This is a genomic window from Rhizobium sp. AP16 (assembly GCF_000281735.1).
GTDB classification, from domain to species: Bacteria; Pseudomonadota; Alphaproteobacteria; order Rhizobiales; family Rhizobiaceae; genus Rhizobium; species Rhizobium rhizogenes.
Genome location: NZ_AJVM01000001.1, coordinates 516,004 through 540,341, shown reverse-complemented (window position 1 = coordinate 540,341; position 24,338 = coordinate 516,004). Strand labels below are relative to the sequence as shown.

The window sequence follows — 24,338 nt, the reverse complement described above, 5'->3', positions numbered from 1 at the left end:
CCCATGATGCCCGAAAAAATCCATATCTTGACTAACACGACACAAACCGCGGCACGTCCTGCGATCAGAATTTCCGGACTCCGAAAATCCTTCGACGGGCGGGTGGTGCTGGACGGCGTGGACCTTGATGTACTGACAGGCAAGATTGTCAGCATCATCGGCCAGAGCGGTGGCGGCAAGACCACCCTCATGCGCTGTGTCAATCTTTTGGAACAGCCTGAACACGGCACGATTGCCATCGGGGACGAGGAAATCTTCAACCAGGGAAAAGTCGTGTGCAGGGACCTTGCCAGGCTGCGCCAGCGGGTGGGCATGGTTTTCCAGCGTTTCAATCTGTTCCCGCATCTGACCGCGGTCGAGAATGTCGTTCTTGCGCAGATGCATGCGGCTTCGATTTCCGAATCCGAGGCGGTGAAGCGTGCGGTCCAGCTTCTGACACGGGTCGGGCTGGCGAAACGCGCGATGGCCTATCCCGAACAAATGTCTGGTGGCGAGCAGCAGCGCGTAGCAATCGCCCGTGCGCTTGCGCTCGGGCCGACGGTTCTCCTTTTCGACGAACCGACGTCTGCGCTCGATCCGGAATCGACCGGCGAAGTGCTTCGTGTCATGCGGGAACTTGCTACCGACGGGATGACCATGATCATCGTCACGCATGAGCTTCCCTTCGCAAAAGAAGTCTCGGATTGGGTCGTGTTCATCGATAGTGGCAAGATCGTCGAACAGGGCACCGCCGTGGACGTGCTGGAGCGTCCCAAGGAACCGCGAACGGCCGCCTATGTGGCTCGTTACGCGTCTTTGGCCTGATCTCATCATCTCTGGTTTTCGGCGCAGCACGGCCGAAGGGACACGTCGTGCGCTCCGGCAAACCTCTCTTTTTAAGTGAATATCAAAGCAATGAATATATTGACGACAGACATCGCTGTCATCGGTGGCGGGGTGATCGGACTCGCGACAGCTTTGCGTCTACGGACGGAAGGACGTGACGTCGTGCTGATTGAGCCCAACCCGCCGGGATCGGGCGCGTCCTACGGAAATGCCGGAACAATCGCAGACTATGCTGTCATTCCAGTAGGAACACCGACCGTCCTCAGAAACATCGCATCGTTGCTTCTGAATGCCGACAGCCCCCTTGCCATCCGGAAAGCGGCTCTGCCTACGCTATTTCCGTGGCTCGCAAGATTTGCCTACGAGTCATTGCCGCATCGCTATCGAGAGAACACGCGTCAACTCGTGCACCTGCTATCCGACGCTTCGGCAGAATGGCTGGAACTTGCTGCGCAGATCGGGGCCTCCGAGCTTCTTAGCGCAAAGGGATGTCTCTACCTCTATCAAACGGAAAAGGCTTTTAAGGTGGCGGCATCGGATGTCGAGCTTCGTCGACAGGCCGGGATCGCGCAGCAACTGATGGCGCCTGACGAGATCAGTCGTCTGGAGCCGAACCTTCCCCATGTCGACGGCGGTGGGTTGTTTTTCCCGAATGCGATCAACTTTACCGATCCGGGCACAGTGATGGACCGGATGGCGAAAGCCGCCGAAGGGGCCGGCGTTTCCTTCGTGGGTGCCTTCGCGTCCGACATTGTGCGCGAACCCGGCGGCGTCCGCATTGCCGCCGGGCGCTTCGCCATCCGTGCCAGGACGGTCGTGATTGCCGCAGGCGCCCACTCGGGCAGACTTGCGGCGCAGATCGGCGATCCGGTTCGGCTCGACACCGAGCGTGGTTACCATCTCGAGTTCGATATGGAGACGCTGCCCATCGAACGGCCGGTCTGCCCTACGCATCACGGTTTCTATTTCTGCCCGATGAACGGACGATTGCGTATTGCCGGGACCGTGGAGCTGGGCGGACTTTCGGCGCCTGCAAACCCGAAACGGCTGGACGTCCTTCTGGCGAATGCACGCCGCATCTTCCCCGATCTTGGAGAACCCACGCGGACATGGATGGGCTTTCGTCCGTCCATGCCGGACTCGGTGCCCGTCATCCGGCGGTCCCGGGGTGGCAAGGATGTGATTTTCGCCTTCGGCCACGGGCATATCGGGTTGACGCTCGCCCCCCGCACGGCGCGCATGGTGAGCGCCATTCTTGCCGCATAACCAACCGGAAGGGGCGCAATCGTGACCTACAGAATGACAATGTCCAACACCACCTGGGTCTTCGAAGACCTCAAGGAATTGATGGCCAAGGCAACGCCACTGCGCTCGGGTGATCTGCTGGCGGGCATCGCAGCCGGATCGGCCGAGGAGATGGCGGCCGCGCGCATGTGCCTGGCAGAGGTCCCCTCAGGACCTTCCTGACCGAGTTGCTTATTCCCTACGAGCAAGACGAAATCAGCCGGTTGATCGTCGATACGCACGATCAGGCGGCTTTCGCTCCGATCTCCCACCTTTGCGTCGGCGACTTCCGCGACTGGCTTCTGTCAGACCAGGCGACGACCGACAGGCTTGCCCGACTTGCTCCGGGCCTCACGCCGGAAATGGTCGCCGCCGTCTCCAAGCTCATGCGCAACCAGGACCTGATCAAGGTTGCCGGCAAGGTCAGGGTCACCACCGGGTTTCGCAATACGATCGGTGAGAGCGGCACTCTGGCGACCCGGCTGCAACCGAACCACCCAACGGACGATCCGAGAGGCATTCTCGCCTCGACACTAGAGGGGCTGACCTATGGGTGCGGCGATGCGGTGATCGGGATCAATCCCGCCTCGGACTCTCCCGCCGCTGTTGCCGACATCATTCGCCTCTTGGACGAGCTTATTAGCCGTTTCGAGATTCCGACCCAGTCCTGCGTGCTGACGCATGCGACCACATCGATCACGCTCATCGAAAACAACGTTCCTGTAGATCTCGTCTTTCAGTCCGTGGCCGGAACGCAGGTGGCGAATGCGGCTTTCGGTATCTCGCTGTCGACCCTGCGAGAGGCTCACGATGCCGGACAGTCCATGGGACGGGGCACGGTCGGCCGGAACGTCATGTATTTCGAGACCGGCCAGGGCTCCTGCCTGTCCGCCAATGCGCATCATGGCGTCGATCAGCAGACATGTGAAGCACGAGCCTATGCGGCTTGCCGGCCATTTGCGCCGCTCCTGGTCAATACCGTTGTCGGCTTCATAGGGCCCGAATACCTTTATGACGGAAAGCAGATCATTCGCGCAGGGCTTGAGGATCACTTCTGCGGCAAGCTGATGGGGCTGCCGATGGGATGCGATATCTGCTACACGAACCACGCGGAAGCCGATCAGGACGATATGGACGTTCTTCTGACACTTCTCGCAACTGCGGGGATCAATTTCATCATTGCCGTTCCCGGCGCTGACGACATCATGCTGAATTACCAATCCACGTCCTTCCACGACCAGCTGTACGTTCGCGATCTCTTGAAGGTCAAACGTGCGCCGGAATTTGCCAAATGGCTCGAAGACATGGAGATTGCCGATCACGACGGCAGCCTTCGGCCCCTGCGGAGCGACCACCCGCTGAAATATGGATTGCCGAGGCTGACGGCATGACGAGCGACGCGATACCAGAGCGTAAAGTCTATGCACCGGCAACGGTGATCCGTGAGACCATTCAGATCTTCCCTGAAGCAACTGCCGCGCGGCTTGGATTGGGCAGAGCAGGCTCGAGCCTGCCGACACAGGCCGTCCTCGACTTCAACCTCGACCATGCCCGAGCGCGCGATGCCGTGCACACGCCATTGGATTTCGAGGCACTGGAGCGGCGCTGCTCAATGCTTGATCTGGAATTATTGAGAGTGGAAAGCGCCTCTCCCGACAGGCAGACCTATCTCAGGCGCCCAGACTTGGGGCGCCGTCTCTCTCCAACATCGCGTGCGAACTTGGCAGCGCGCATGCTTGTATGCCCCGACGTGGTGATCATTGTCGGCGATGGCCTTTCATCGACTGCGGTTCAGAACGGTGCAGCAGTGCTGCTCATGCACCTGCTTCCAATGCTGCAAGCCATGTGCCTTTCTCTGGGGCCACTTGTGTTGGCAAGCCAGGCGCGCGTAGCGCTCGCCGACGAAATTGGAGAATTATTGGGGGCGCGAATGTCGATCATCCTGGTGGGCGAAAGGCCGGGACTTTCGGCCGCAGACAGTCTTGGCGCTTACCTAACTTTGGTGCCGATGCGAGAACGCACGGATGCGGACAGGAACTGTGTGTCTAATATCCGGCCTGGAGGACTGGATGCGGAGCGGGCGGCCTTCAAACTAAGCTGGCTTGTTGAGCGCGCCTTTCGAGCCGGGGCCACCGGAGTGCAGTTAAAGGATGAGAGTGACCCAGATGACTTTCTTGCGCGCCATCTGCTGTGAAGATGGCGAAGGTTCGGTGCAAGAGGTAACGTGTGCTCTTGATAGGAATCGAACCCACGACCCGATAGTTACAAAGCCTTCCGTCTCAAATTTTCCTATAGCAGACTTCGGCCTGACCTAGATGGAATGACCGATTTGGAGTCGTGAGCTCTCAGTTCGCCGACGCGAAAGATCTTGCCGTCACTAGCTGGTGCATCCAGATGACCTACCTTTCCGCCCGGAAGATCAGCGGAACTTATTTAAGGTCGACGAAACGAAATCGATGGCACCGATTGTTGCTTGACTACAATGCGACGCACGTGAAAGTTGCTGCATCCGAGAGGACGCACATCCTTTCGACCAATAACAAGGTTGCTCGCGATGGCCTCACTTCAAAACATAGTTGTCTCTCTGCGCTTCCAAGGTGATCACCTTGATCCGGATGAGATATCCCGCTCCTTGGGGACCGATGCGACATGGGCCTACAGAAAGGGTGCCACGCAGCTATCCCCCAGGGGAAGGCAGGTCATCACGCAAACTGGGATTTGGTTGCTGACCGTGGTCAATCCAAGCCCTATTGGCCTCGACGAGGAGGTCGCGAGAATGTTCTCCGGCTTAACAAGCAACCTCGATCATTGGAACAGCATTGCGAGACATTTCGAGGGTAGCCTCTTCTGCGGCCTTTCCGTGCCTGACTGCAATGAAGGCGTTAGATTTCTTCCGACCACGCTCAAGGCCGTTGGAGAACGTGGACTGGTCCTCGACCTGGATATTTACTGCGAGAACGATGACATGGACGAAGGCATTCTGCAGCCCCCGAGACAACGATGGCTACATGGCTGACGTTGGTCGCCGCACCAGGAATCGCCCGGTCGTTTCGGATTTGTCGCTGCTCGGAAACGTGCTCGCGCGCCACGTAACGGTGTTGATAAATCGAGGACTGCTGAATGCGTCACCGGCTTTTGCAATGCCCATGCGGTCCGCCCCCATCGAGGCAGAGCTGACGTATTCCCAAGACGTCTCGCCCGTCGAGTGCACGGCGGCTCAATCTGAAGATTGCAACACCGATCAGCGGTATTAGTCGAATTGCAAAACGATCCTCTGGAGTCCCCCACAGCCTCGTGACCTCTGAAATCCGCCGGTTTGACGGCATGGCGAGGTGCAATAGTCGCAAAATTAAAATATGAGAATAACAGTCAACAATGACTAGACGGGACCGTCCCGTTTGATTATAACCCGTGTCGAAATCTCGATACGGTCCACCGGCATCCGGTGCGGCGACAGCAGAAGAAGCCATGGGCTCTTCTGCATTCAAAACATGAATTTGCTTTGACGGCTCCCATCCCCAGGCTGGGAGCCGATTGGAACTTTGCGCCCGCCACGCGGGCACTTGCGAAAAGATACTTCAGGGCCATCAGAAAGGCTATTTATGCCAACGACACAGCAGCGCGTTGAATCCGATAACCTGACAGGTCGAGTAACGCATGGGGTTATGCCAAACCAAGTAGATGTCCTCGGAATTGGATTCGGGCCCACAAATCTTAGCCTCGCGATTGCGATCGAGGAGAGCAACCAGAATCTGACGGGAAGCCGGAAATTGTCGGCGCGATTTGTCGAGGCCAAACCTCAGTTTGGCTGGCACGACGGCATGCTTCTACCCAATACCACGATGCAGATCAGCTTTCTCAAGGATCTCGTTTCTTTGCGGATGCCCACCAGCCCCTACACGTTCGTGAACTATCTTCACGAAAAGCAGAGGTTATCCGATTTCATCAATCTCAAGACGTTTTTCCCTTCGCGCAAGGAGTTCCACGACTACCTTCTCTGGGCGGCAAAACGTGTATCGATACCGGTTTCCTACGGCGTTGCGGCGAAGCACATCGAATGGCGCGCTGGACGATTTATGGTCAGGACGGCCCAGACCGCTGGCGCAGATGCCGCAACAGAGACGATTTTCGCGCGCAATATCGTGATCGGCATGGGGTACCGGCCTGTCTTGCCAGAAGGCATTGTTGCCAGCTCGCGGATATTCCACAATCATAATTTGCTCTCGAGCCTCAAGACATTACCGTCTCGGCCGAACATGCGCTTCCTTGTTGTTGGAGCCGGACAAAGCGCCGCCGAAGTTGTGGCGTATCTGCATGAAACCTACGGCGATGCGGAGGTTCATGCATCTCTCAGACGTTTCGGCTACTCGCCCTCGGATGACTCGCCATACGTCAACCGCATCTTTGACCCAGCATCCGTGGATGAATTCTATGCGGCACCTCCCGAACTCAAGAAGCGACTGCTGACTTATCATTGGCCGACTAACTATTCCGCGGTCGACGCAGAATTGATCAACGAGCTCTACCGTCGAGAGTATGATGAGACGGTCGGTGGCGCGCGACGCCTCCATGTGCACCGTACGACTGAAGTTGAGCGGGTCGAGGAGGCTAGTGATGGCGTTGCCGTTGTCCTTCGCGATCTCGGTGGTCGGCCTAGCAGTCAATTAAAAGTCGATGCCATTGTATTCGCCACCGGTTTTCAATCTTTCGATCTCCGCGATCTGCTCGGTTCCACCATCGAGACTGCAACAGCCTTCGATGGATGCCTTCCCGTTGTGAATCGAAACTACTCGTTGGATCTCCCGAACATATCGGGGCGTATCTACTTAAACGGGGGGGTGCAGCACAGTCATGGATTGACCTCGTCGCTGCTGTCCAATGTCGCGATGCGATCTGCCGATATTCTGGATGCTGTTGCCGCCGATATGCAAGGCGATCTCTACGAACAATCCCAACTAGCCGCGTCAATCTAGGAACGCTTTGATGACTGTAAATCCATTCGACGATCCCAACGGCGTTTTCTACGCTCTCATCAATGACGAAGAGCAATATTCGCTCTGGCCGGCTTTCAAAGATGTTCCGGAGGGTTGGAGCATCGTCCACGGCGCACCCGACGGCGCGCCACGTCAGGAAGTACTCGACTGGATCGACAAGACGTGGACGGATATGACGCCCAGGTCCCTGCGCAGCCGACCAAGCCCTCAAACATCGAGTTCTGGCACTCTATAAAAAGGGGAATGTCGAGATGACCGTGTTCACCTCTGGCATAGCGCAATCCAATATATCACATGTGGTGCCCCTGGCAGTCGATACGATCACTGCGGCAGGTGCGCTCGCTTCAGCCATGGACGGTGCTAACACGCTTTTGCTGCGGCCGCAGCAAAGTCGTGATGGCGCAACACCAAGCCCTTATATTCTCTACGAAAAAGACGGAGAAATCTCGTTTGCAGCGGGTTGCGCCATGGAAATCAGGCTCGATCGGACTGGTCTTCGGCTAACAACGCCCGCGGGATCGCTGACCGAACCCTTGACCGATCGTCCGCTTCATCAGGTTCAAGCGATGCTGGCGAGCGTGTTCGGGAATGATCAGGCCTCGGCATCACACGTCTTCGGGTGGGCTGCCTTCGAGCTTTCCTACCTGCTGCAAGGGCTGCCGATCGCGGATGACATCGGAACGCTGCTATACCTGTTTATGCCGCACCACGAAGCTCGGATACGCCCTGGTGCAGCGGAGCTGCGAGTCTCGGATCCGGAGATTGCTGAACTATGGGAGACAGTGCTGCGCAATGCAAAGCCGAACCAGCCGTCCGAGCGTGTTCACGTTGATGAAGTAAGCGACACCACCGGTTATGTGGATGCGGCAAACGAGGCGATCAAGGCGATCGACGGCAGCAAACTTCGCAAGGTAATCCTTTCCCGCTCCGTCTTCGTGACACAAGAAATCGATTTGGTCGGCAGCTATCAGGTCCTACGCCGCAACAATACGCCGGCACGATCTTTCCTGCTGAAGCTTGGCGGAATTGCTGCCGCGGGCGTCAGCCCAGGAGCGATAATCGAAGTTTCATCGACTGGCGCCATCGTGACGCAGCCGCTTGCCGGAACGCGAGCATATACGGGGCAGCCTGAACTCGACGCTTCGCTCCGCGATGAACTGCTCAGTGATCCGAAGGAGATCTATGAGCATGCCCTGTCCGTGAAATTGGCGCAGGATGAAATTGCCGAAGTCTGCGAGCCAGGCACCGTATTCGTCGAAGACTTCATGGATGTCGTTTCCAGAGGCAGTGTCCAGCATCTGGCCTCGCGTGTCCGCGGCCAATTGAGATCGGGCGCCAGTTGCTGGGATGCTTTCGGTAGCGTTTTTCCGGCAGTGACCGCATCCGGCATTCCCAAGCACGACGCGTGCAGGGAAATTGGCCTTCGCGAACACTCTCCTCGCGGGCTTTACAGCGGTGCGGTCCTGGCTGTCGACAGCCGCGGCGAACTCGACGCGGCCCTTGTTCTTCGCTCGGTCTATCAAGTGGAGGGAGCCACCTGGCTTCGTGCCGGCGCCGGTCTTATCTCGCAATCCGACCCCGAACGCGAGCTGGAGGAAACGCGCGAGAAAATGCGGAGCGTCAGCCGCTTCCTCGTGCCGCGATCCGGGAGCATGGCGTGATCAAAGCTCATATTAACGGCATTCGCATCGCTTACGAGGACACCGGCGGTTCAGGCGACACGGTCCTGCTGGTGATGGGCACAGGAAGCCCGGCTCGTGTTTGGGAAGTGCATCAAGTGCCCGCGCTGAGAGCCGCAGGTTTCCGCGTCGTCTCCTTGAACAATCGGGGCATTCCGCCGACCGACGAATGCCCGGACGGGTTTACGATCGATGACATGGTCAACGATGTTGTCGGACTGATCGAGCATCTCGGCTGCAAGACCGTCTCTCTCGTCGGCACATCGCTCGGCGCCAGGATCGTGGTCGAGACCGCGCTTGCAAGACCCAATCTCATCTCCCGTGTCGTTGCCCTTGCCGCGCATGCTCGCCTGGAGCCGGTGCAACAAGCAATGACGCGCGGCGAGATCGAAATCGCGGAGCGCGCTTGCCCTCCGCCTGCCGACTATCGCGCCGCCGTCATGGCATTGCAATATCTGTCGCCCGCCACGCTTCGCAATGAAGGTCAGGCTCAGGACTGGCTTGATATGTTTGCATTTGATGACGGACGTATCAGCGCCGGACACAAAGCTCAGCTGCAGATATCGCAGGTCCTCGGCGACCGTCGCCCCGCTTACCGAAACATCTCCCTCCCGATGCTGATAGTCGGCTTTTCCGACGATGCAGCTATCCCGCCCCGATTGAGCCGTGAAGTGGCAGACGTTGTCCCGGGCGCGGAGTACGTGGAAATCGCCGACGCAGGCCATTTCGGGTACCTCGAGAAGCCCGCAGAGGTCAATCGCCTCATCATCAACTATCTCCGACGGCCGTTCGCTTCGACCGGCACGATCGCAGTCTCAGAAGATACTAGGGTGTGACATGCCTGAAACGACGTTAAGGACGTGGCCAAGCGAACTGGCCAAACGATATAGCGAACTTGGTTATTGGCGAGGGAGCGAACTTACGGCCCCTGTTCGTGAGCAGGCACGGATCAATCCCGACAAGGTCGCGCTCATAGATTCTTTTGGGCAAAGCCTCACCTATGCCGAGCTCAATCAGACGGCAGACCGGGTGGCGTCGGCATTGCGGAAATGGGGCTTGCGTCGCGGCGATCGCTTTATTCTTCAACTGCCGAATGTCGTCGAACTCGTTACCCTGCTGCTTGGCTCGATCAGGGCAGGCATCATCCCCGTCATGGTGCTGCCGACGCATCGCCAACAGGAGATCGGCCATCTCGCCAAGGGGTCCGGAGCCGTTGCGTATGCGATTACCGACATCGAAGCAAGCTACGACTTCCGCTCCCTTGCGTGCCTCGTACGCGAAGCGGTGCCGTCCCTGAGCAAAGTCCTCGTCATCGGCGACCCCGGCGACGACCCCATGGCCATCAGCTACAGCGCGCTTGTCGGCTCGGGAGGCGATCCCGTCAAAACCGACGATCTGGATCCTTCATCTGTCGCGCTCTTCCTGCACTCTGGAGGAACGGGAGGGCTTCCCAAGCTTATTCCTCGAACCCACAATGACTATGAATACAATGCGCGGGCCAGCGCCCAGCTTTGTGGCTTCGATGAATCGACCGTCTATCTTGCCAGCCTTTCGGCCGCCCATAACTTTCCACTCGCCTGCCCCGGCATATTGGGCACGTTTATCGTTGGCGGCACAGTTGTGCTTGCGCGCGAACCCAGCCCGGCAACCGTGTTCGACTTGATCGCAAAACATAGGGTGACCGTAACAGCTGCGGTTCCGACCTTGGCCGCGCTATGGCTGGAAGCTCGCGAATTCGACGACACCGATCTCTCCAGCCTTCGCGTTCTTCAGGTGGGTGGAGCAAAGCTTGCCCCGTCTGTCGCTACTCGGATCCATGGCTTCATGGGGGTGCGCGTTCAACAGGTCTTCGGAATGGCCGAAGGATTGCTGAACTTCACACGAGACGACGATCCGATTGACATTGTGGAAACGACACAGGGTCGGCCGCTATCGCCGCATGACGAAATTCGCATCGTAGACGACACGGGCGCGGAGGTCGCGGATGGAGAAGTCGGCGAGCTGTGGACGCGTGGACCCTATACGATCCGCGGTTATATTGCCGCGCCCGAAGCCAATGAGCGCTCGTTTACCGCTGACGGCTTCTATCGAACCGGAGATCTGGTGCGTCGTCTACCAACAGGCCATCTGGTCGTGGAGGGCCGCGCCGGAGATCAGATCAATCGTGGGGCAGAGAAATTCTCGGCAGTCGAAATCGAAGAGTATCTGCTCGATCATCCGGCTGTAAGGGAAATTGCAGTGATTGGAGTGTCCGATTCAAACCTCGGCCAGGCATCGTGCGCGATCGTACGGCCGGTCGAGACGCCGCCGACCCTTCGAGAGCTGAGGGATTTCCTGAGGAATCGTGGCGTGGCGACCTATAAATTTCCCGATCGAATTCGCATCGTTGATGAAATACCTCTGACCCGTTTCGGTAAGATCGACCGCAAGCGCCTCCTGGCACAGTTTGACCAAGAGGCCGCAATCGATCCGGCCCCCGCGCTTACCTAGCTCGTTAGGCCCGCACACAATCGCAGCCTGTCTAAGCCGATTTATGATGTGGTGCCGCAACCGCCGGCACCGCGCCTTGGGGCACGATTGAGCACCAAAGCGTGCTGCCACAATCCTGGGCTCGATAGATAGGACAGGTTCGGTTCGGGCCAAAGACGAGCCAGCTTGGAGCGAGAGAACGATTGTCCCGTTCTCGCTCGACAGGCTCTTCTGCGACATGGCTGACAATCGCAGCGGATGCATTTGAAGAAAAACGACATGTCTACCAGATGACAGACGGAGATGGTTGTATGAATGCCCGGTTTGACTTGACAACGCCCGGATATCGGCTGCGCACCCGAGGTGTGGCTCAAAGAATTCATCCTGAGCGTTGGGATGGCACTTCTGTCGCCGCTGCCGTCGAGGCGGCATTGGCGGCGGCGAACGGAAAGACGCGTGAGGGTAAGAAACCTATCGTCGTCGGCCTTGTTCCTTTCGATGCCAACGCGAAGGCCGTTTTCTATATTCCCGAGGAGGTGGATTTCAGTACGGATCGTTCAGTTGCATCGCTTCCGAATGACGAACAATCCAATGTTTTCGAAGTCCATGGCGCCGAGTCGCCCTCTTATCGAGAAAACGTCACGGAAGCTCTCAAACGCATCCAGTCAGGTGCATTGGACAAGGTCGTGCTTGCCCGCAGCGTGACAGTCGACTCCAGCTCACCAATCGATATTGATGCGGTTTATGCACGCTTGTGCGCTCGAAACGGCAGTGCCTATGTCTATCGCGCGGATTTGCCGGATGGTCTTGAACAATCATCTTCGGTGTTGTTGGGCGCGAGCCCAGAGCTGGTATTGAGTTGCGATCAGGGCAAGATCCGGAGCACACCTTTGGCAGGTTCGACGCCCCGAGCTGCAAACGCTATCGCAGATGAGGAGGTTGCGCGCGCGCTACTGAACTCGAAGAAAGACCTGGCAGAGCATTCATTGGTCGTCCAAGCCGTTGGAGAGACATTTCGTCAATTCGCCGACATGGTCGACGTGCCTGGAGAACCTCAACTGGTGCAGACGCCCGTGATCTGGCATCTGGGAACTTACATCACCGGGATGTTGCGCGCCAATGTATCGCCCATCGCCCTTGCATATGCCCTTCATCCGACTCCGGCCGTTGGCGGCTGGCCTCAGGCCGCCGCTCGGGAGACGATTGCTGAACTGGAGGACTTTGACCGAGGGTTCTACGCTGGTCTTATCGGATGGATGGATGAGGACGGAAACGGCGAATGGGTCCTCACCTTGCGATGCGGCATCGTGAACGGAAGCAAGGCGACGGTGTTCGCGGGCGCAGGTATTGTTGCTGGCTCGGACCCGGAAACGGAGCACACCGAGACGAGAACGAAGCTGCAAACATTTATCAATGCCTTGGGATGAAATGGCGGCTGAAGCGTCACAATGACCCTGCGAAATACCGCGACAAGATGTACGCATCCCTCCTTTCGCATAGCTAGCTAGCCGAACACGATAGCCGCCTGCCTTCACAATCGATCATGATAGCGGATTAAAATATGAGAAAAATAGTCAACAATCACTAGACGGGACCGTCCCGTTTGATTATAACCCGCATCGAGATCGCGGTGCCGCCCACTGGCATCCAGTGCGGCGATAGCAGAGGAAAGCATCAGCTCTTCTGCATCCAAAACATGAATACGCTTTGCCGACTCCCATCCTAACGCTGGGGGCCGCTCCAAATGTCGTGTCGAAGACGCGGCACTTGCAACCGGTTATTTCAGGGCATCAGAGAGGCTATGTATGCCGACGATACAGCAGCGCGTTGAATTCAAAGAAACTGAAGGGTCCAACATAGCGGAAGAGCATGGCAAACCAGCCGGTCATGCCGGCTCTTGCCGGGATCAGGCGCCTGGGAGGCTGATGTGAACACTCTTCCAGATAGATTCACGCATTTTGCCACCCTCTCCCCGGACGCGATTGCTGTTACCGCCGGCGAACAATCGCTGAGCTATGCGGAACTCGAAGCAAGAGCGAACCGGCTGGCACGAAGGCTTGTCGCAGCGGGTGCTGGCCCGGATCGCATAGTGGGTGTTTCCTTGCCGCGTTCTGCCGATCTGATCGTCGCCCTTCTCGCGGTATTGAAGGCCGGCGCAGCCTATCTGCCTCTCGATCCCTCATACCCTACTGCGCGCCTCGAATATCTTTTGTCGGACGCGAAACCGGTGACAATAATCAGTGCGCCAGACGTCCGGATTCCCGATAACGGTCTGCCCCGGATCGAATTGATACCAGAGGAAAATGGTGAGGCCGACGACGCTTCTGCCATCGGAGATGCCGACCGCCTTTCCAGCTTACATCCCGATCAGCCGGCCTATGTCATCTACACGTCGGGCTCCACGGGGCGGCCGAAGGGAGTCGTTGTTTCCCATCGCTGCGTCCTCACGCTTCTCGATGCCACGGTGCCGCTCTTCAATCTCGACACCAATGACGTCTGGACCGCGTTTCACTCCTACGCATTCGATTTTTCGGTCTGGGAAATTTGGGCTCCCTTGCTGACGGGAGGAAGAACAGTCGTCGTTCCCCCGGAAGCCACATGGTCGGGTGAGGAATTTTTGGGTCTGTTGGAAACCGAGCGGGTCACCGTTCTCAACCAAACTCCTTCTTCATTCGCATCGCTTGAGCGTGCTGACGCCAACGGCTCGAAATCGCTCAGCGAGCTGAGGCTTGTGATATTCGGCGGTGAGGCATTGGATCCCGCACGATTATCGAGCTGGTTCGCTCGTCGAGCGGGCCGGCCACGCATGGTGAATATGTATGGAATTACTGAGACCACCGTGCATGTCACAGCCATCGATATCATACCGGAAATGAGCCACGCCTCCAGCGAGAGCCCGATCGGCCAGCCTTTGCCGGGTTTTCGCGATCATGTCTTCGATGATGGTTTGAAGCCCGTTGCCGATGGCCAGGTCGGAGAGCTCTATCTGGGCGGCGCGCAGGTATCTCGCGGGTATCTCGGCCGTCCCGGATTGACCGCCACACGGTTTGTGGCCGATCCGGATACTCATGGTGGCCGCCTCTATCGGACCGGAGACCTCGTGCGACGTCTCAGCGACAAGCTCAGCTTCATTGGCCGGGCCGATACCCAGCTTTCCTTGCGAGGATTCCGGATCGAGCCTAACGAGGTCGAAGCGGCGCTGGATGCATATCAAAGCGTCACGGCAAGCGCGGTCGCAGTAAAACCTGATCCCGATGGAAGCGACGGAGACGATTGCCTCGTTGCCTATGTCGTCACAACCGACGGAAAGCTTGATGAGCGTGGCTTGCGGGCACATTTGACGCGCCTCCTGCCGACGCATCTGGTTCCCAGTCACATCATGCTGTTGTCTGCGCTTCCCCTTACGCCCAATCGGAAGCTCGACCGAGCCGCGCTGACCCCGCCTCCCCGGCGAAAGACTGCCAAAGCCGGCCTTCGCGAAGAATTGCTGCGGCAGCGGCTGGGCAACCGTCCCCAATAATCACCAGAGGAAACGACAGATGAACATAAGCAACGAGCGGTGGATACGTGATGCCGTTGTCGAAATTCTCGGCGAGGAACCCGCAGCCATCTCCGACGGAGAAAATCTGTTTGAAGCAGGGCTGGATTCAGTAGGACTGCTGCGGCTTGTCAATCGTTTGCGGCGGAGCGGGCTGCAGGTCAGCTTTGCGGATCTGGCGCGAGAACCAACCCTGGCAGCATGGGATAGATTGGTCGGCAAGGACAAAGTTGCTGAGATCAAGGCCGATCCCGCGACCAGCCGTGCCACGGACGCAGCCGATACGGGGCAAGCCGATGATGAAGCGACCCAATTGGGTGTGATGCAGCATGCCTATTGGGTAGGACGAAGTGCCGGCCAAAGGCTCGGCGGCGTTGCCGCGCATCTCTATGCAGAGTTTGACCATGCGCCCACCGACGCGGATCCGGCAATCGATCCCAACAAGCTTAAATTTGCCTTGGAACGATTGCTGGAGCGCCATGAGACACTGCGCACACGCATCACCTCCGATGGCAAGCAGGAAGTATTGCCGAAGCTTTCCGTACCATTCATTGTGCACGATATGCGCGGACAGTCTGCTGCCGTCGTGCAGGACCATCTGGCAAACATACGCGACATCTTCTCCCATCAGGCGCTCGACATCGACAGCGGCGAAGTGATGTCGGTCGCGCTCACCCTGCTGACTGATGGTGCGACGCGCCTTCATCTCGATGTGGACATGATCGCCGCCGACGCTGTCAGCTATCGTATTCTGCTTACGGATTTAGCGGCTGTCTATGGCTCGCCGTCGCTAAACCTTCCGACCTTGGGCTTGAATTATCGCGACTATCTTGCTGGTACCAAATCCGGACAGGAACAACGCACACGCCTCGCCGCCGAAACCTGGCAACAACGCTTGCCCACGCTGCCAGGAGCACCGATCCTGCCGGAAAGGATCGAGGCAACGCCTGAAAATGCAACTCCAAGGGTTGCGCGTCGGCATCTTTGGCTGGCCCCCGAGCAGAAGCACAGGCTGACGGACATTGCCCGCCAGAACGGGGTAACCGTGGCCATGACAGTGGCGACGGTGCTTTCCGAAGTTGTCGGACATTGGAGCGCAACCGACCACTTCCTGCTCAATGTCCCCATGTTCAATCGCGCTGGGGACCATCCCGACATCGATCGGATCGTCGGCGATTTCTCCAGCTCGGTCATGCTCGAGATCGACTTGCGCAAGCCGCTTGCATTTGTCGACAGGGTTCGAGCGCTGCAGAATCGGATGCATAGTGATGCCGCGCATGCGTCCTACACCGGCCTCGACGTGCTGCGCGACCTCAGCCGGCAACGGGGCGAAACGGTTCTGGCGCCTGTCGTGTTCACAAGCGCACTGGGTCTCGGAGAACTTTTCCCGCCGGCAGTGACCGCCGTGGTCGGTCGACCGGTATGGGTCATCTCGCAGGGACCGCAGGTTCTTCTCGATGCACAGGTTACCGAATTCGAAGACGGGCTGCTGGTGAATTGGGATACCAGGGAGGATGCCTTGGCGCCGGGTGTCGTCGACGCAATGTTCAAGCTGTTTGAGCATGTGTTGCGTGAGGTCATCGACGAGACGGAAGCTTGGAACCGGCCCGTTGAGATCTCAAACGCCAATCCGCCTCACCGCCGGCTCGACGATCGCAATGTACGCATTGTCGATGGCGCTGGGAGAGATCGTCCTAATCACCTCGCGGGTCGCTTGCTGTTTGTTGGCGCAGAACAGCAGGATACACGGCAATGGGGTCGCGCCGACGAGAACGGGCAAGTCAAGCTGCTCGGTGACGACAGCGAGCGCGTCGACGTTCATGGGATCCCGGTATGGCCCATCGAAGTGGAAGAAGCGATCCGCTCCGATAAGCGTATTCGTGATGTCGCCGTGGTGCGGCATGACGATAGCCTTATTGCAGCGGTCGCGTTTGAACCGTCTGCGGAAGCAGACGATGCACCGACGGGCAAAGCATTCCGTGCGCAGCTCGCAAGACAAATCCCGTCCCACCTGTTGCCGAGCCAGATTATCGTTGTCGATCAGTTGCCGCGGGATGGCGACGGCAAGGCGAAATCCGACATCCTACGCCAATTGATTTCGGCCCATTCTGAACAGTCCGATCATGTTGCCCCCCGCACCGATCTCGAGCGTGTCATCGCTGGTGTGTGGGAAGAAATTCTGGGCCTTGCCGAGGTCGGCGTAAATGAGGAATTCATTGCGCTTGGAGGCGATTCCCTGCTGGCGGCAAGAGTGGTCTCACGATTGCAGGAAGAGCTCGATACAAACGCAGTCACCCTCCGTGCTCTGTTCCGGTCGCCCACCATCGCCGAACTTGCCGAACAGCTCCGCAAGGATGACGACCCTGCCAGACTGGACGAAGTTGCGGCCATCGTCCTCGAAATCCGCTCCATGTCCGATGAGGAAGTTGCAAACTATCTCGGTGAGCTGACGCCTGGCGCGGCCTCCGCACAGACTGGAACGGCGGCATGATTGCGGACCGCCAAACGCTGCTTCGGCAGCGGCTCGTATCGGCGGGACTGGGAGGGGCAGCGAAAGCCGGAAGTATTCCGGCTCGCACCAATCCTCAACAAGCCCGCCTTTCCTTCCCTCAACAGCATGCCTGGCGATATCAGCAAGCTCACCCAGACAGCGTCAGCAACAATCTGGGCTTGCTTATAACGTTCACCGGAAGGGTGGACGAGAACGCGATAGCCGCGGCCGTGGATCGCATCGTGGAACGACATGAAATTCTTCGCACTACCTATCACCTTGGAGCGGATGGCATTCCCTTCCAGCGCATAGAGCAATCCATGAGGGTGCCGAGGTCTTTCGATAGCGTTTCGGGCGATGAGGCCACCGAACTGGCAAAAGCCGCATTGCGAATTCCGTTCGATCTGGAAACGGAGGCGCCCCTCAGGTTGCAGTTCTTTCGCACCGGTGCAGATGAGGTGATGCTTGCGCTCATCGTGCATCATATCATCTGGGATGGAGCCACCTTTGACGTTCTCTCGAAAGAGCTCGAAAGAGCTTACGAGGCAAGCTCCGTCACCCTTCCCGACCTAGCCATTCAGTATGCCGATATCGCGCAATGGCAGCGAGACAATCAAACGCAGATCGTCCCCGATGATATGGAATACTGGACCGAGCGTCTGGCCGCTCCCTACCCACCGAAAACACTGGCGGTTGGCGCCGGGCTCGCCGCTGTCGATCCGGAAGCGGCAGGCCGTGTCGATTATCGGCTGACGTCATCGCTTGAACTGACGCGCCTGGCCTCGAGACATAGGGTGACTCCATTCGTGGCGTTCATAGCTTGCTGGGCCTCGGTACTGGGCAAGAAGAGCGCCGATGAGGTGACGATCGGGACAACGGTGTTGACCCGCGATCGACCTGAAGCGGAAAATCTCATCGGCAATTTCGCCAACCACATCGTACTTCGACTGCCAGTCGGCCACCACCCTGCATCTGCCGCATTGATCGCAGCGTCCGCGGCGGAATTCGACGCAGGCTTCACTCATCGGAACTTGCCTTACGAAAGCGTCGTCGAGACCCTTGGTGGGCAGGAGATTAATGCCCCTCCAAATCTATTCGATTCACTCGTCGTTTTCATTCCCAGCGGAACGGACGGTCCGCGCCTTCCCGGCGCAACCACGCAATGGCAACGTCTTCACAACGAAGCGACCCAGTTTCCTCTCGTTCCCCTGGGGCTGGAGATATTCGTGCGCGGTCGCGGCGCGGAAACCACGATCAACATCGAGGCCACCTACGCCCGAAACGCGTTTGACAGCGAAACCATCAGCGAACTCCTTTCGCGTCTAGACAGCGCCATCCACGATGCAGTCCACGAGGTCTGGTAAAACCCATGAATTCGCGAGTTGAACTTTTGCGACGACGGCTTGGTCAAAACGGTGCTGCACGAGCGACTGTTCCAAGGCGTCCAAACATCGAGATTGCGCCTCTGTCGGACGCACAGCACCGGATGTGGCTGCACCAGAAACTGCATCCTGCCAGCGGCGCCTACAATGTCTGCATTCGCATCGACCTGGCGGGCGATCTCAACGAGGCTCGGCTGCTTGATGCGCTAGCCGCGGTTGTGGATCGACATGAGGTCCTGCGTACGACCTATCCGGCGGGCGCGGACGGCCAACCCTATCAATATATACAGGCTCGATTGCAGCCACCGGTGCATATCGTCGAACATGGCGACCCAGAGCAGGTGGCGCGCGAGGCTGCCTGCGAACCCTTCGATATCGCCTCATCCGGCCCGCTACGCGTGCACCTCGTCAAGGCCAGTGCGACGCAATGGTCTTTGGTGCTGACCATCCATCACATCGTCTGGGACGGTGGATGCTTTGGCGTGTTCAGTCAAGATCTCAGCCTTGCCTATCGCGGCTTGGCCCTGGAGCCGCTGGCCATCCAGTATGCTGACATAGCGGCACAACAGATTCTGCCGGATTCCAGATCCGCGGCATATCTTGACGCGCAATTGGACTACTGGCGTCAAACTCTCAACCCACTTCCGCCAGCCTTGCCCCTGCCGACCACGCGCTCGCCCGGTCCCCGCATGAGCGAGCGGGCTACGCGCCTGGATCGGGTCATGCCGCCGGCCTGTGCCAAATGCTTGCGCACGGCTGCCGCCACTTTGCGGACAACACCTTTTGCGGTGTTCATCGCTGCATATGCCCTCTTGCTGCATCGCTGGACCGGAGCGTCCGACATCACTATCGGCACGATGGTTTCCAATCGACACCAACCGGGAAGCCGCGAGCTCATTGGCAATTTCGGAAACACGGTACTGCTGCGCCTTGATTTATCGGCGGATTCAACATTCCGACAGTTCGTGGCGCAAACAGCGCAGGTCGTCACAGAGGCCCTGAGCAATGGCGATGTTTCCTTCGAGCGCGTCGTAGCGGACCTCGCGCCTCCGCGCGAGTCGGGCCATGGCTTCTTTACCGACACGCTCGGGCTGTTTCTCGATCGCGACATTGGCGGGCCGGACCTGCCGGATATGGACGTTCGATGGACCAATGTTTTCAACGGCTCGTCGCCGTTTGCATTAACGTTTCAAGGTTTCCTGACCGGCGACGTTTTACAGGTGGAAGCAACATTCCGCAGCGAGCTGTTCGCCCCTGCCACCGTGCTCGACATGCTTGAGCATCTGGAATCGATATTGATCGCTGCGACCACCAGCCCGGAGCAGCCCTGCTCGGCCGTCAGCCAGTTGCCAGCGCGGCAGCGCGACCATCTTGTCCAGCTAGCCCGCGGGGCCGAGGTTGATCAAAGCACGGATTCCGTACTTGAATATTGGCGCCGCCAGGTAAAGAGCAAACCTTCGCGAGTTGCGCTCGTCCACGGCCAGGATCGATTCCGCTTCATCGAAATAGACGAACAAGCCAATCGGCTGGCGGCACGCCTGATTGAACGCGGTATCGGAGCGCAGGATGTCGTCGCAGTGGCCGCGAGCCGGGGATTGATCACCATCGTCGCGCCTCTGGCGATCTGGAAATGTGGAGCGATATACCTTCCGCTCGATCCGCGTCATCCCGCTCCACGTCTGAAGACGTTGATTCATACAGCAAATGCAAAGCTTCTGATTTGTGATTTCAGCTTCACGATGGACGATGTTCCTATCGTCGCCGTCCAGGAATTCATGGCAGCGCCGCACGATCGTACGGCCGACCCTGGCTATAGCCCTCAGCCTCTGGAAGCAGCCCATATAGGCTTCACATCGGGATCGACCGGCCAACCTAAAGGCGTCGTGACCACGCACGCTTCCCTGACAGCACGCACCTCCTGGGTTTCAGACCATTGGCCCGGCGGTCTAGGCGGTGCTCGCCTTGCCAAGAGTGCGCCCACGGCGATCGACGCGACAGCGGAGCTTTGCGAAGCGTTTGTTACCGGTGAATACATCGTGCTCGCGACGGATAGCGAAGCGAGAGATGCGGCGGCACTCGCCCGTCTTCTGAAGACGCATGGCATAGGTCATTTCATGGCCGTGCCGGGACTGATCGAGGCAGTAGCGATCGCGGCACCTGACGTCATATCTGACGGAGATCGCGTTCTTTCGACCGGCGAGCCCTTACTTCCTGGCGTTGCCGCATCCATTTATCGAACGGCCAAAGACCTGCCGCTGCACAATTCCTACGGATGCACGGAGACCACGGGAGATGTCACCGCCGGGAAAGTGAGCGGCGCGGATGCCGAAAGCGGCATCATCTCGATTGGTCAGCCGCTCCCGGGATCTCGCTGCTACGTGCTGGCGGCCGATCTCACGCTCGCACCGCCCGGAGCACTCGGCGAGCTCTATGTTGAGGGAGCGCAGCTCGCGCGCGGCTATCTGGCGCAACCGGCATTGACCGCCGCGCGGTTCGTCGCCAACCCGTTCAGCAAGAATAGCCGACTCTACCGCACAGGAGATCTCGTTCGCTGGCGTGAAGATGGGCGGCTTGAACTTGCTGGCCGCATTGACGATCAAGTGAACATACGCGGTCACAGGGTAGAACCGGACGAGACCGTCGCGGAGTTGTATGCCGCTCCCCAGGTGAAAGAGGCGGCCGTGCTTCCCCGCACCGTCGGATCCACCATGGAACTCGTCGCTTACGTCTCGGGCGATGGCCTGCGGCCGCAGGACGGTCCGCGACTTCGCGCGCGGCTGGCGGACCGTTTGCCAGGACCGCTTGTCCCGGCCGAAGTGATTGTGCTGCCTTCATTGCCGCGGCTCGACGGTGGTAAAATTGATAGGCAAGCGCTGCCGCAAGGCACCGCGGTGTCCGATATGCCATCAAGGCCGCCGCGCAATGACCGCGAAGAAGGCTTGGCCCGTCTCTTGGGCGATCTTCTTGGGGGCAGATCCATTGGCATCGACGAAAACTTCTTCGCTCTTGGTGGAGATTCGCTGATGGCTGTGTCTTTCGCGGCCCGCGCCAACGCAGCCGGATTTGATTTTCCGGCGGCTGCGGTTTTCCAGTATCCAACCGTCGCGCAACTGGTGGAGCAACTTCCGCCACCGATCGAAGAACAGGCCAAGCCGTTTCCGCTTCCGGCTCAGATTCACCGGTTCCGTCTTTCCGGCCTGCCTATGCAGGAATTCGTGACCTGGGAAGCGCTTCGCGGCCCCGCAAAACCCGATCAATTGCGCGAGGCACTCACGGAAACCATTTCAAGGCATGCGACGCTCCGGCAAACGATCGCTGTCAGAGGGCGCCTGTGGCGTGCCACGCAGACGCCCGGACCTGCTCGCACTGCCAAGGTAGTCGAGGTCTCGAGTTCTGACACCGCCGAGATCATTGAAGCTGCACGCGCGGCGATCGATATCGCGGCAGGCGATGTGATTGCCGGCGTCATCACGCCCGATGCATCTCTGCTGGTCGCGCATGCCGCCGCAATTGACGGCGCCTCATTGGCTCGAATAGCTGAAGACATCGATGCGCGTTTATGGATGGGACAGGTCACGCCACCGCGTCGCGGCGAAGCACTCGGCCCTGGCCAATCCACAGATCATCCTTTCAAGGCAGTCGCCGTTTCGGACCCCTATGATTGGCAATCGATCCTTGAAGCAGGACCGAAAAGTCCATGGTGGGTCGGGCCTGACGAGATCCTGCCCAAAGGTCCCGATGTCCGAGTGAGAGCGACAATAGAGGGCGCCGATGAGACGGCCATCACAAGCGCTTTCCTGTCTGCTGCCCGTGATGTCTCCAAATGTGACTTTGTGGCTGCCGATGTCGAAGTCGAGTCCGCTGATATTGGTCCGCTTCTTGCCGTGCCCGTCTCCACGCAAGCAGACAACCAGACAGCAATCGGTGATGCCGGCTCATATATTGCGTATCTAAATCGCCGCCGGCCGATAGCGAGCGGCTCGGGAGTTCTCGTCCGGCGAACTGTCATGCCTCAGCATTGGACAGACAGTGGACTCGTCCGGGGCGCTGATCGCCTTTATCGAATTGTTGCCTCCTGGCAAAAGTTCGAGGATCGAACCGTATTGGAGGTCGCCGCCGGCGAAGCGGGCATCGCACGAGAACTGCTGGACGCCTGGATGGCTGCGGTCTCCCGTCAGGATCCAGCCAATGCGTAGTCAGGATCTGGACGCTCCTCTCGCAATGCACCTTGCTCAATTCACGCGCAAGGGACGCTGCCACAACTTCCATGCGGTGCCTTGGCCATCCGTCCTGGACGCCGCGTCTTGCGAACTTGCACAACACTATCGAACGCTTCTTGGAGCAGACCTGTCGCGGATCGACGCCAGCTGGTCGGGCAGCGCCGTGGATTCATTTTTCACGCCACATGGGCCTCTTGCCGACGCGCAACGCAAAACTGCGGATGCATTCGGAGCCGATGCGACGTTCTTCGGCACCAGCGGCACGACGACAAGCAATCAAATCGCACTGGAATCGCTCCGCTACCGGGGCGCCGATGTGCTGATGGACTGCACGGCTCACCAGTCGCTGCTGTTTGCCGCCGAGGCAATGAACGTCGTGCCTACGCCTTGCGCCGGTACGATAGAAAACCCCTGTGTGGATATCGAAGAGACCGCAAACCTGCTTGCGCAGCGCGTCTCCGAGGGCCGACCGTTCGATATCCTGGTGCTCGCAGCGACAGGTTACGATGGCCGAAAGTTGCGCCTTGATGACGCTTTGCCGCGTCTGGTCGCATCATCTCCGACGACAGCGCTCGTCATCGATGAAGCCTGGTCCGCGCTGCACGCATTCATTCCCTCACTGGCCGGTTCTACAGCCCTTGCTGTCGCTTCGCGGCTGTCACTGCGCGCACCTGTTCTGGTCACGCACTCGGCCCACAAAACAATGGCGGCACTCCGTCAAGGTTCATACCTTCATGTGCTGGGCTCTTCCACCGATATCGAGAACGTACGGTTGGCGAGGTATCGCATTCACACCACTTCTCCGTCGTGGCCAATCCTCGCCTCGCTCGATCTTGCACGCGTGCATGCGGAGCAATTCGGGGCAGGCGAATTTACGCGCGCTGTTACCCTCAGGGCGAAACTCGAAGCCGCATTGCGCGAAAACCCGCGGACCGCAGACATGCTCGCGTCACCGAGACAGGATCCTTACTACGACATGGATCCGCTGGTGCTGCGCCTCTATGTCGGGCCTCGCTCGCGCGCCATAAAGGATTGGCTCCTGGGCGAACATCACGTGCTCGTCACGATAGCCGGCGATCATCTCGTCGTTCGCCTGCACTTCGGCGTTACCGACAATGACCTTGATGCGCTGATAAACGGCCTGTCATTGCTAGCATCGGGATCCGGGCCGTCAGCGCTCGGTCCACGGGTAACCAGCCCACAAGGTTTCGAGCCTGCCATTGGTTCGCACAGCTGCGAATACATCATTCCCTATCCTCCTGGCGTTCCACTCGCCTGGCCCGGAGAACTTTGGACAGACCGACACGCAACGGCACTGGCACAGGAAAGAACCCGGGGTGCGGAGATTTATTATCTGGCCGCGGGTGGTGGCACGCGCCGCACCGCAAGTTCGGACAGCATGGCGCTTGGCACCGTTCTTCATCCCGGTGCCGAGGACAAGCCGACATGAATAGGC

General features: G+C 58.7%; 15 protein-coding genes and 2 pseudogenes. All 17 read left to right on the top strand.

The annotated features are described in order from the left end of the window. Positions 1-3: 3 nt before the first annotated feature. The 17 genes and pseudogenes from PMI03_RS02415 (at position 4) to PMI03_RS02340 (ending at position 24,332) form a co-directional block, all read left to right on the top strand. Entirely contained in the window at positions 4-804 is an 801-nt protein-coding gene (locus PMI03_RS02415) for an amino acid ABC transporter ATP-binding protein (RefSeq protein WP_007689498.1), read from the top strand. Between the two features lie 90 nt (positions 805-894). Continuing rightward, complete coding sequence (locus tag PMI03_RS02410) at positions 895-2,091, top strand: FAD-binding oxidoreductase (protein WP_039973565.1); 1,197 nt, start codon at positions 895-897, stop codon at positions 2,089-2,091. Between the two features lie 21 nt (positions 2,092-2,112). Beyond that, a pseudogene (locus PMI03_RS02405) lies at positions 2,113-3,500 on the top strand (ethanolamine ammonia-lyase subunit EutB). Next, positions 3,497-4,303 (top strand): ethanolamine ammonia-lyase subunit EutC, encoded by an 807-nt coding sequence (gene eutC / locus PMI03_RS02400; RefSeq protein WP_007689489.1) that lies wholly within the window; start codon positions 3,497-3,499, stop codon positions 4,301-4,303. Before PMI03_RS02405 ends, eutC begins: the two are co-directional and overlap by 4 nt. Positions 4,304-4,663: 360 nt before the next feature. Continuing rightward, the gene (locus PMI03_RS31990) at positions 4,664-5,125 is read left to right on the top strand and encodes a DUF4279 domain-containing protein (protein WP_131596164.1); all 462 of its coding nucleotides are present in this window, start codon (positions 4,664-4,666) and stop codon (positions 5,123-5,125) included. A 586-nt stretch (positions 5,126-5,711) separates the two neighbouring features. Then, positions 5,712-7,082 (top strand): lysine N(6)-hydroxylase/L-ornithine N(5)-oxygenase family protein, encoded by a 1,371-nt coding sequence (locus tag PMI03_RS02390; RefSeq protein WP_007689485.1) that lies wholly within the window; start codon positions 5,712-5,714, stop codon positions 7,080-7,082. 10 nt (positions 7,083-7,092) lie between these two features. Continuing rightward, the gene (locus PMI03_RS02385; protein WP_007689484.1) at positions 7,093-7,338 is read left to right on the top strand and encodes an MbtH family protein; all 246 of its coding nucleotides are present in this window, start codon (positions 7,093-7,095) and stop codon (positions 7,336-7,338) included. A gap of 16 nt (positions 7,339-7,354) precedes the next feature. Further along, positions 7,355-8,764 carry a salicylate synthase gene (locus PMI03_RS02380; RefSeq protein ID WP_007689481.1) on the top strand — a complete coding sequence of 470 codons (1,410 nt, stop codon included), beginning with the start codon at positions 7,355-7,357 and terminating at the stop codon, positions 8,762-8,764. Beyond that, on the top strand, positions 8,761-9,618 hold the full coding sequence (locus tag PMI03_RS02375; protein ID WP_007689479.1) for an alpha/beta fold hydrolase: 858 nt from the start codon (positions 8,761-8,763) through the stop codon (positions 9,616-9,618). The genes PMI03_RS02380 and PMI03_RS02375 overlap by 4 nt, the downstream gene beginning before the upstream one ends. A gap of 1 nt (position 9,619) precedes the next feature. After that, positions 9,620-11,272 (top strand): (2,3-dihydroxybenzoyl)adenylate synthase, encoded by a 1,653-nt coding sequence (locus PMI03_RS02370; RefSeq protein WP_007689477.1) that lies wholly within the window; start codon positions 9,620-9,622, stop codon positions 11,270-11,272. Positions 11,273-11,454: 182 nt separating this feature from the next. After that, positions 11,455-12,678, top strand: coding sequence for an isochorismate synthase MenF (locus tag PMI03_RS02365; RefSeq protein ID WP_142692228.1), 1,224 nt, complete (start codon positions 11,455-11,457; stop codon positions 12,676-12,678). A gap of 500 nt (positions 12,679-13,178) precedes the next feature. After that, positions 13,179-14,771 carry an amino acid adenylation domain-containing protein gene (locus PMI03_RS02360; RefSeq protein WP_007689470.1) on the top strand — a complete coding sequence of 531 codons (1,593 nt, stop codon included), beginning with the start codon at positions 13,179-13,181 and terminating at the stop codon, positions 14,769-14,771. A 19-nt stretch (positions 14,772-14,790) separates the two neighbouring features. After that, positions 14,791-14,979: pseudogene (locus tag PMI03_RS31985) on the top strand (phosphopantetheine-binding protein); the annotation flags it as partial. Between the two features lie 21 nt (positions 14,980-15,000). Further along, complete coding sequence (locus tag PMI03_RS02355) at positions 15,001-17,280, top strand: condensation domain-containing protein (protein WP_309574304.1); 2,280 nt, start codon at positions 15,001-15,003, stop codon at positions 17,278-17,280. Next, complete coding sequence (locus PMI03_RS02350) at positions 17,277-18,644, top strand: condensation domain-containing protein (protein ID WP_007689466.1); 1,368 nt, start codon at positions 17,277-17,279, stop codon at positions 18,642-18,644. The genes PMI03_RS02355 and PMI03_RS02350 overlap by 4 nt, the downstream gene beginning before the upstream one ends. 5 nt (positions 18,645-18,649) lie before the next feature. Continuing rightward, positions 18,650-22,858 carry a non-ribosomal peptide synthetase gene (locus PMI03_RS02345; RefSeq protein ID WP_081500780.1) on the top strand — a complete coding sequence of 1,403 codons (4,209 nt, stop codon included), beginning with the start codon at positions 18,650-18,652 and terminating at the stop codon, positions 22,856-22,858. Then, positions 22,851-24,332, top strand: coding sequence for an arginine/lysine/ornithine decarboxylase (locus PMI03_RS02340; RefSeq protein ID WP_007689462.1), 1,482 nt, complete (start codon positions 22,851-22,853; stop codon positions 24,330-24,332). Before PMI03_RS02345 ends, PMI03_RS02340 begins: the two co-directional genes overlap by 8 nt. Positions 24,333-24,338: the final 6 nt, after the last annotated feature.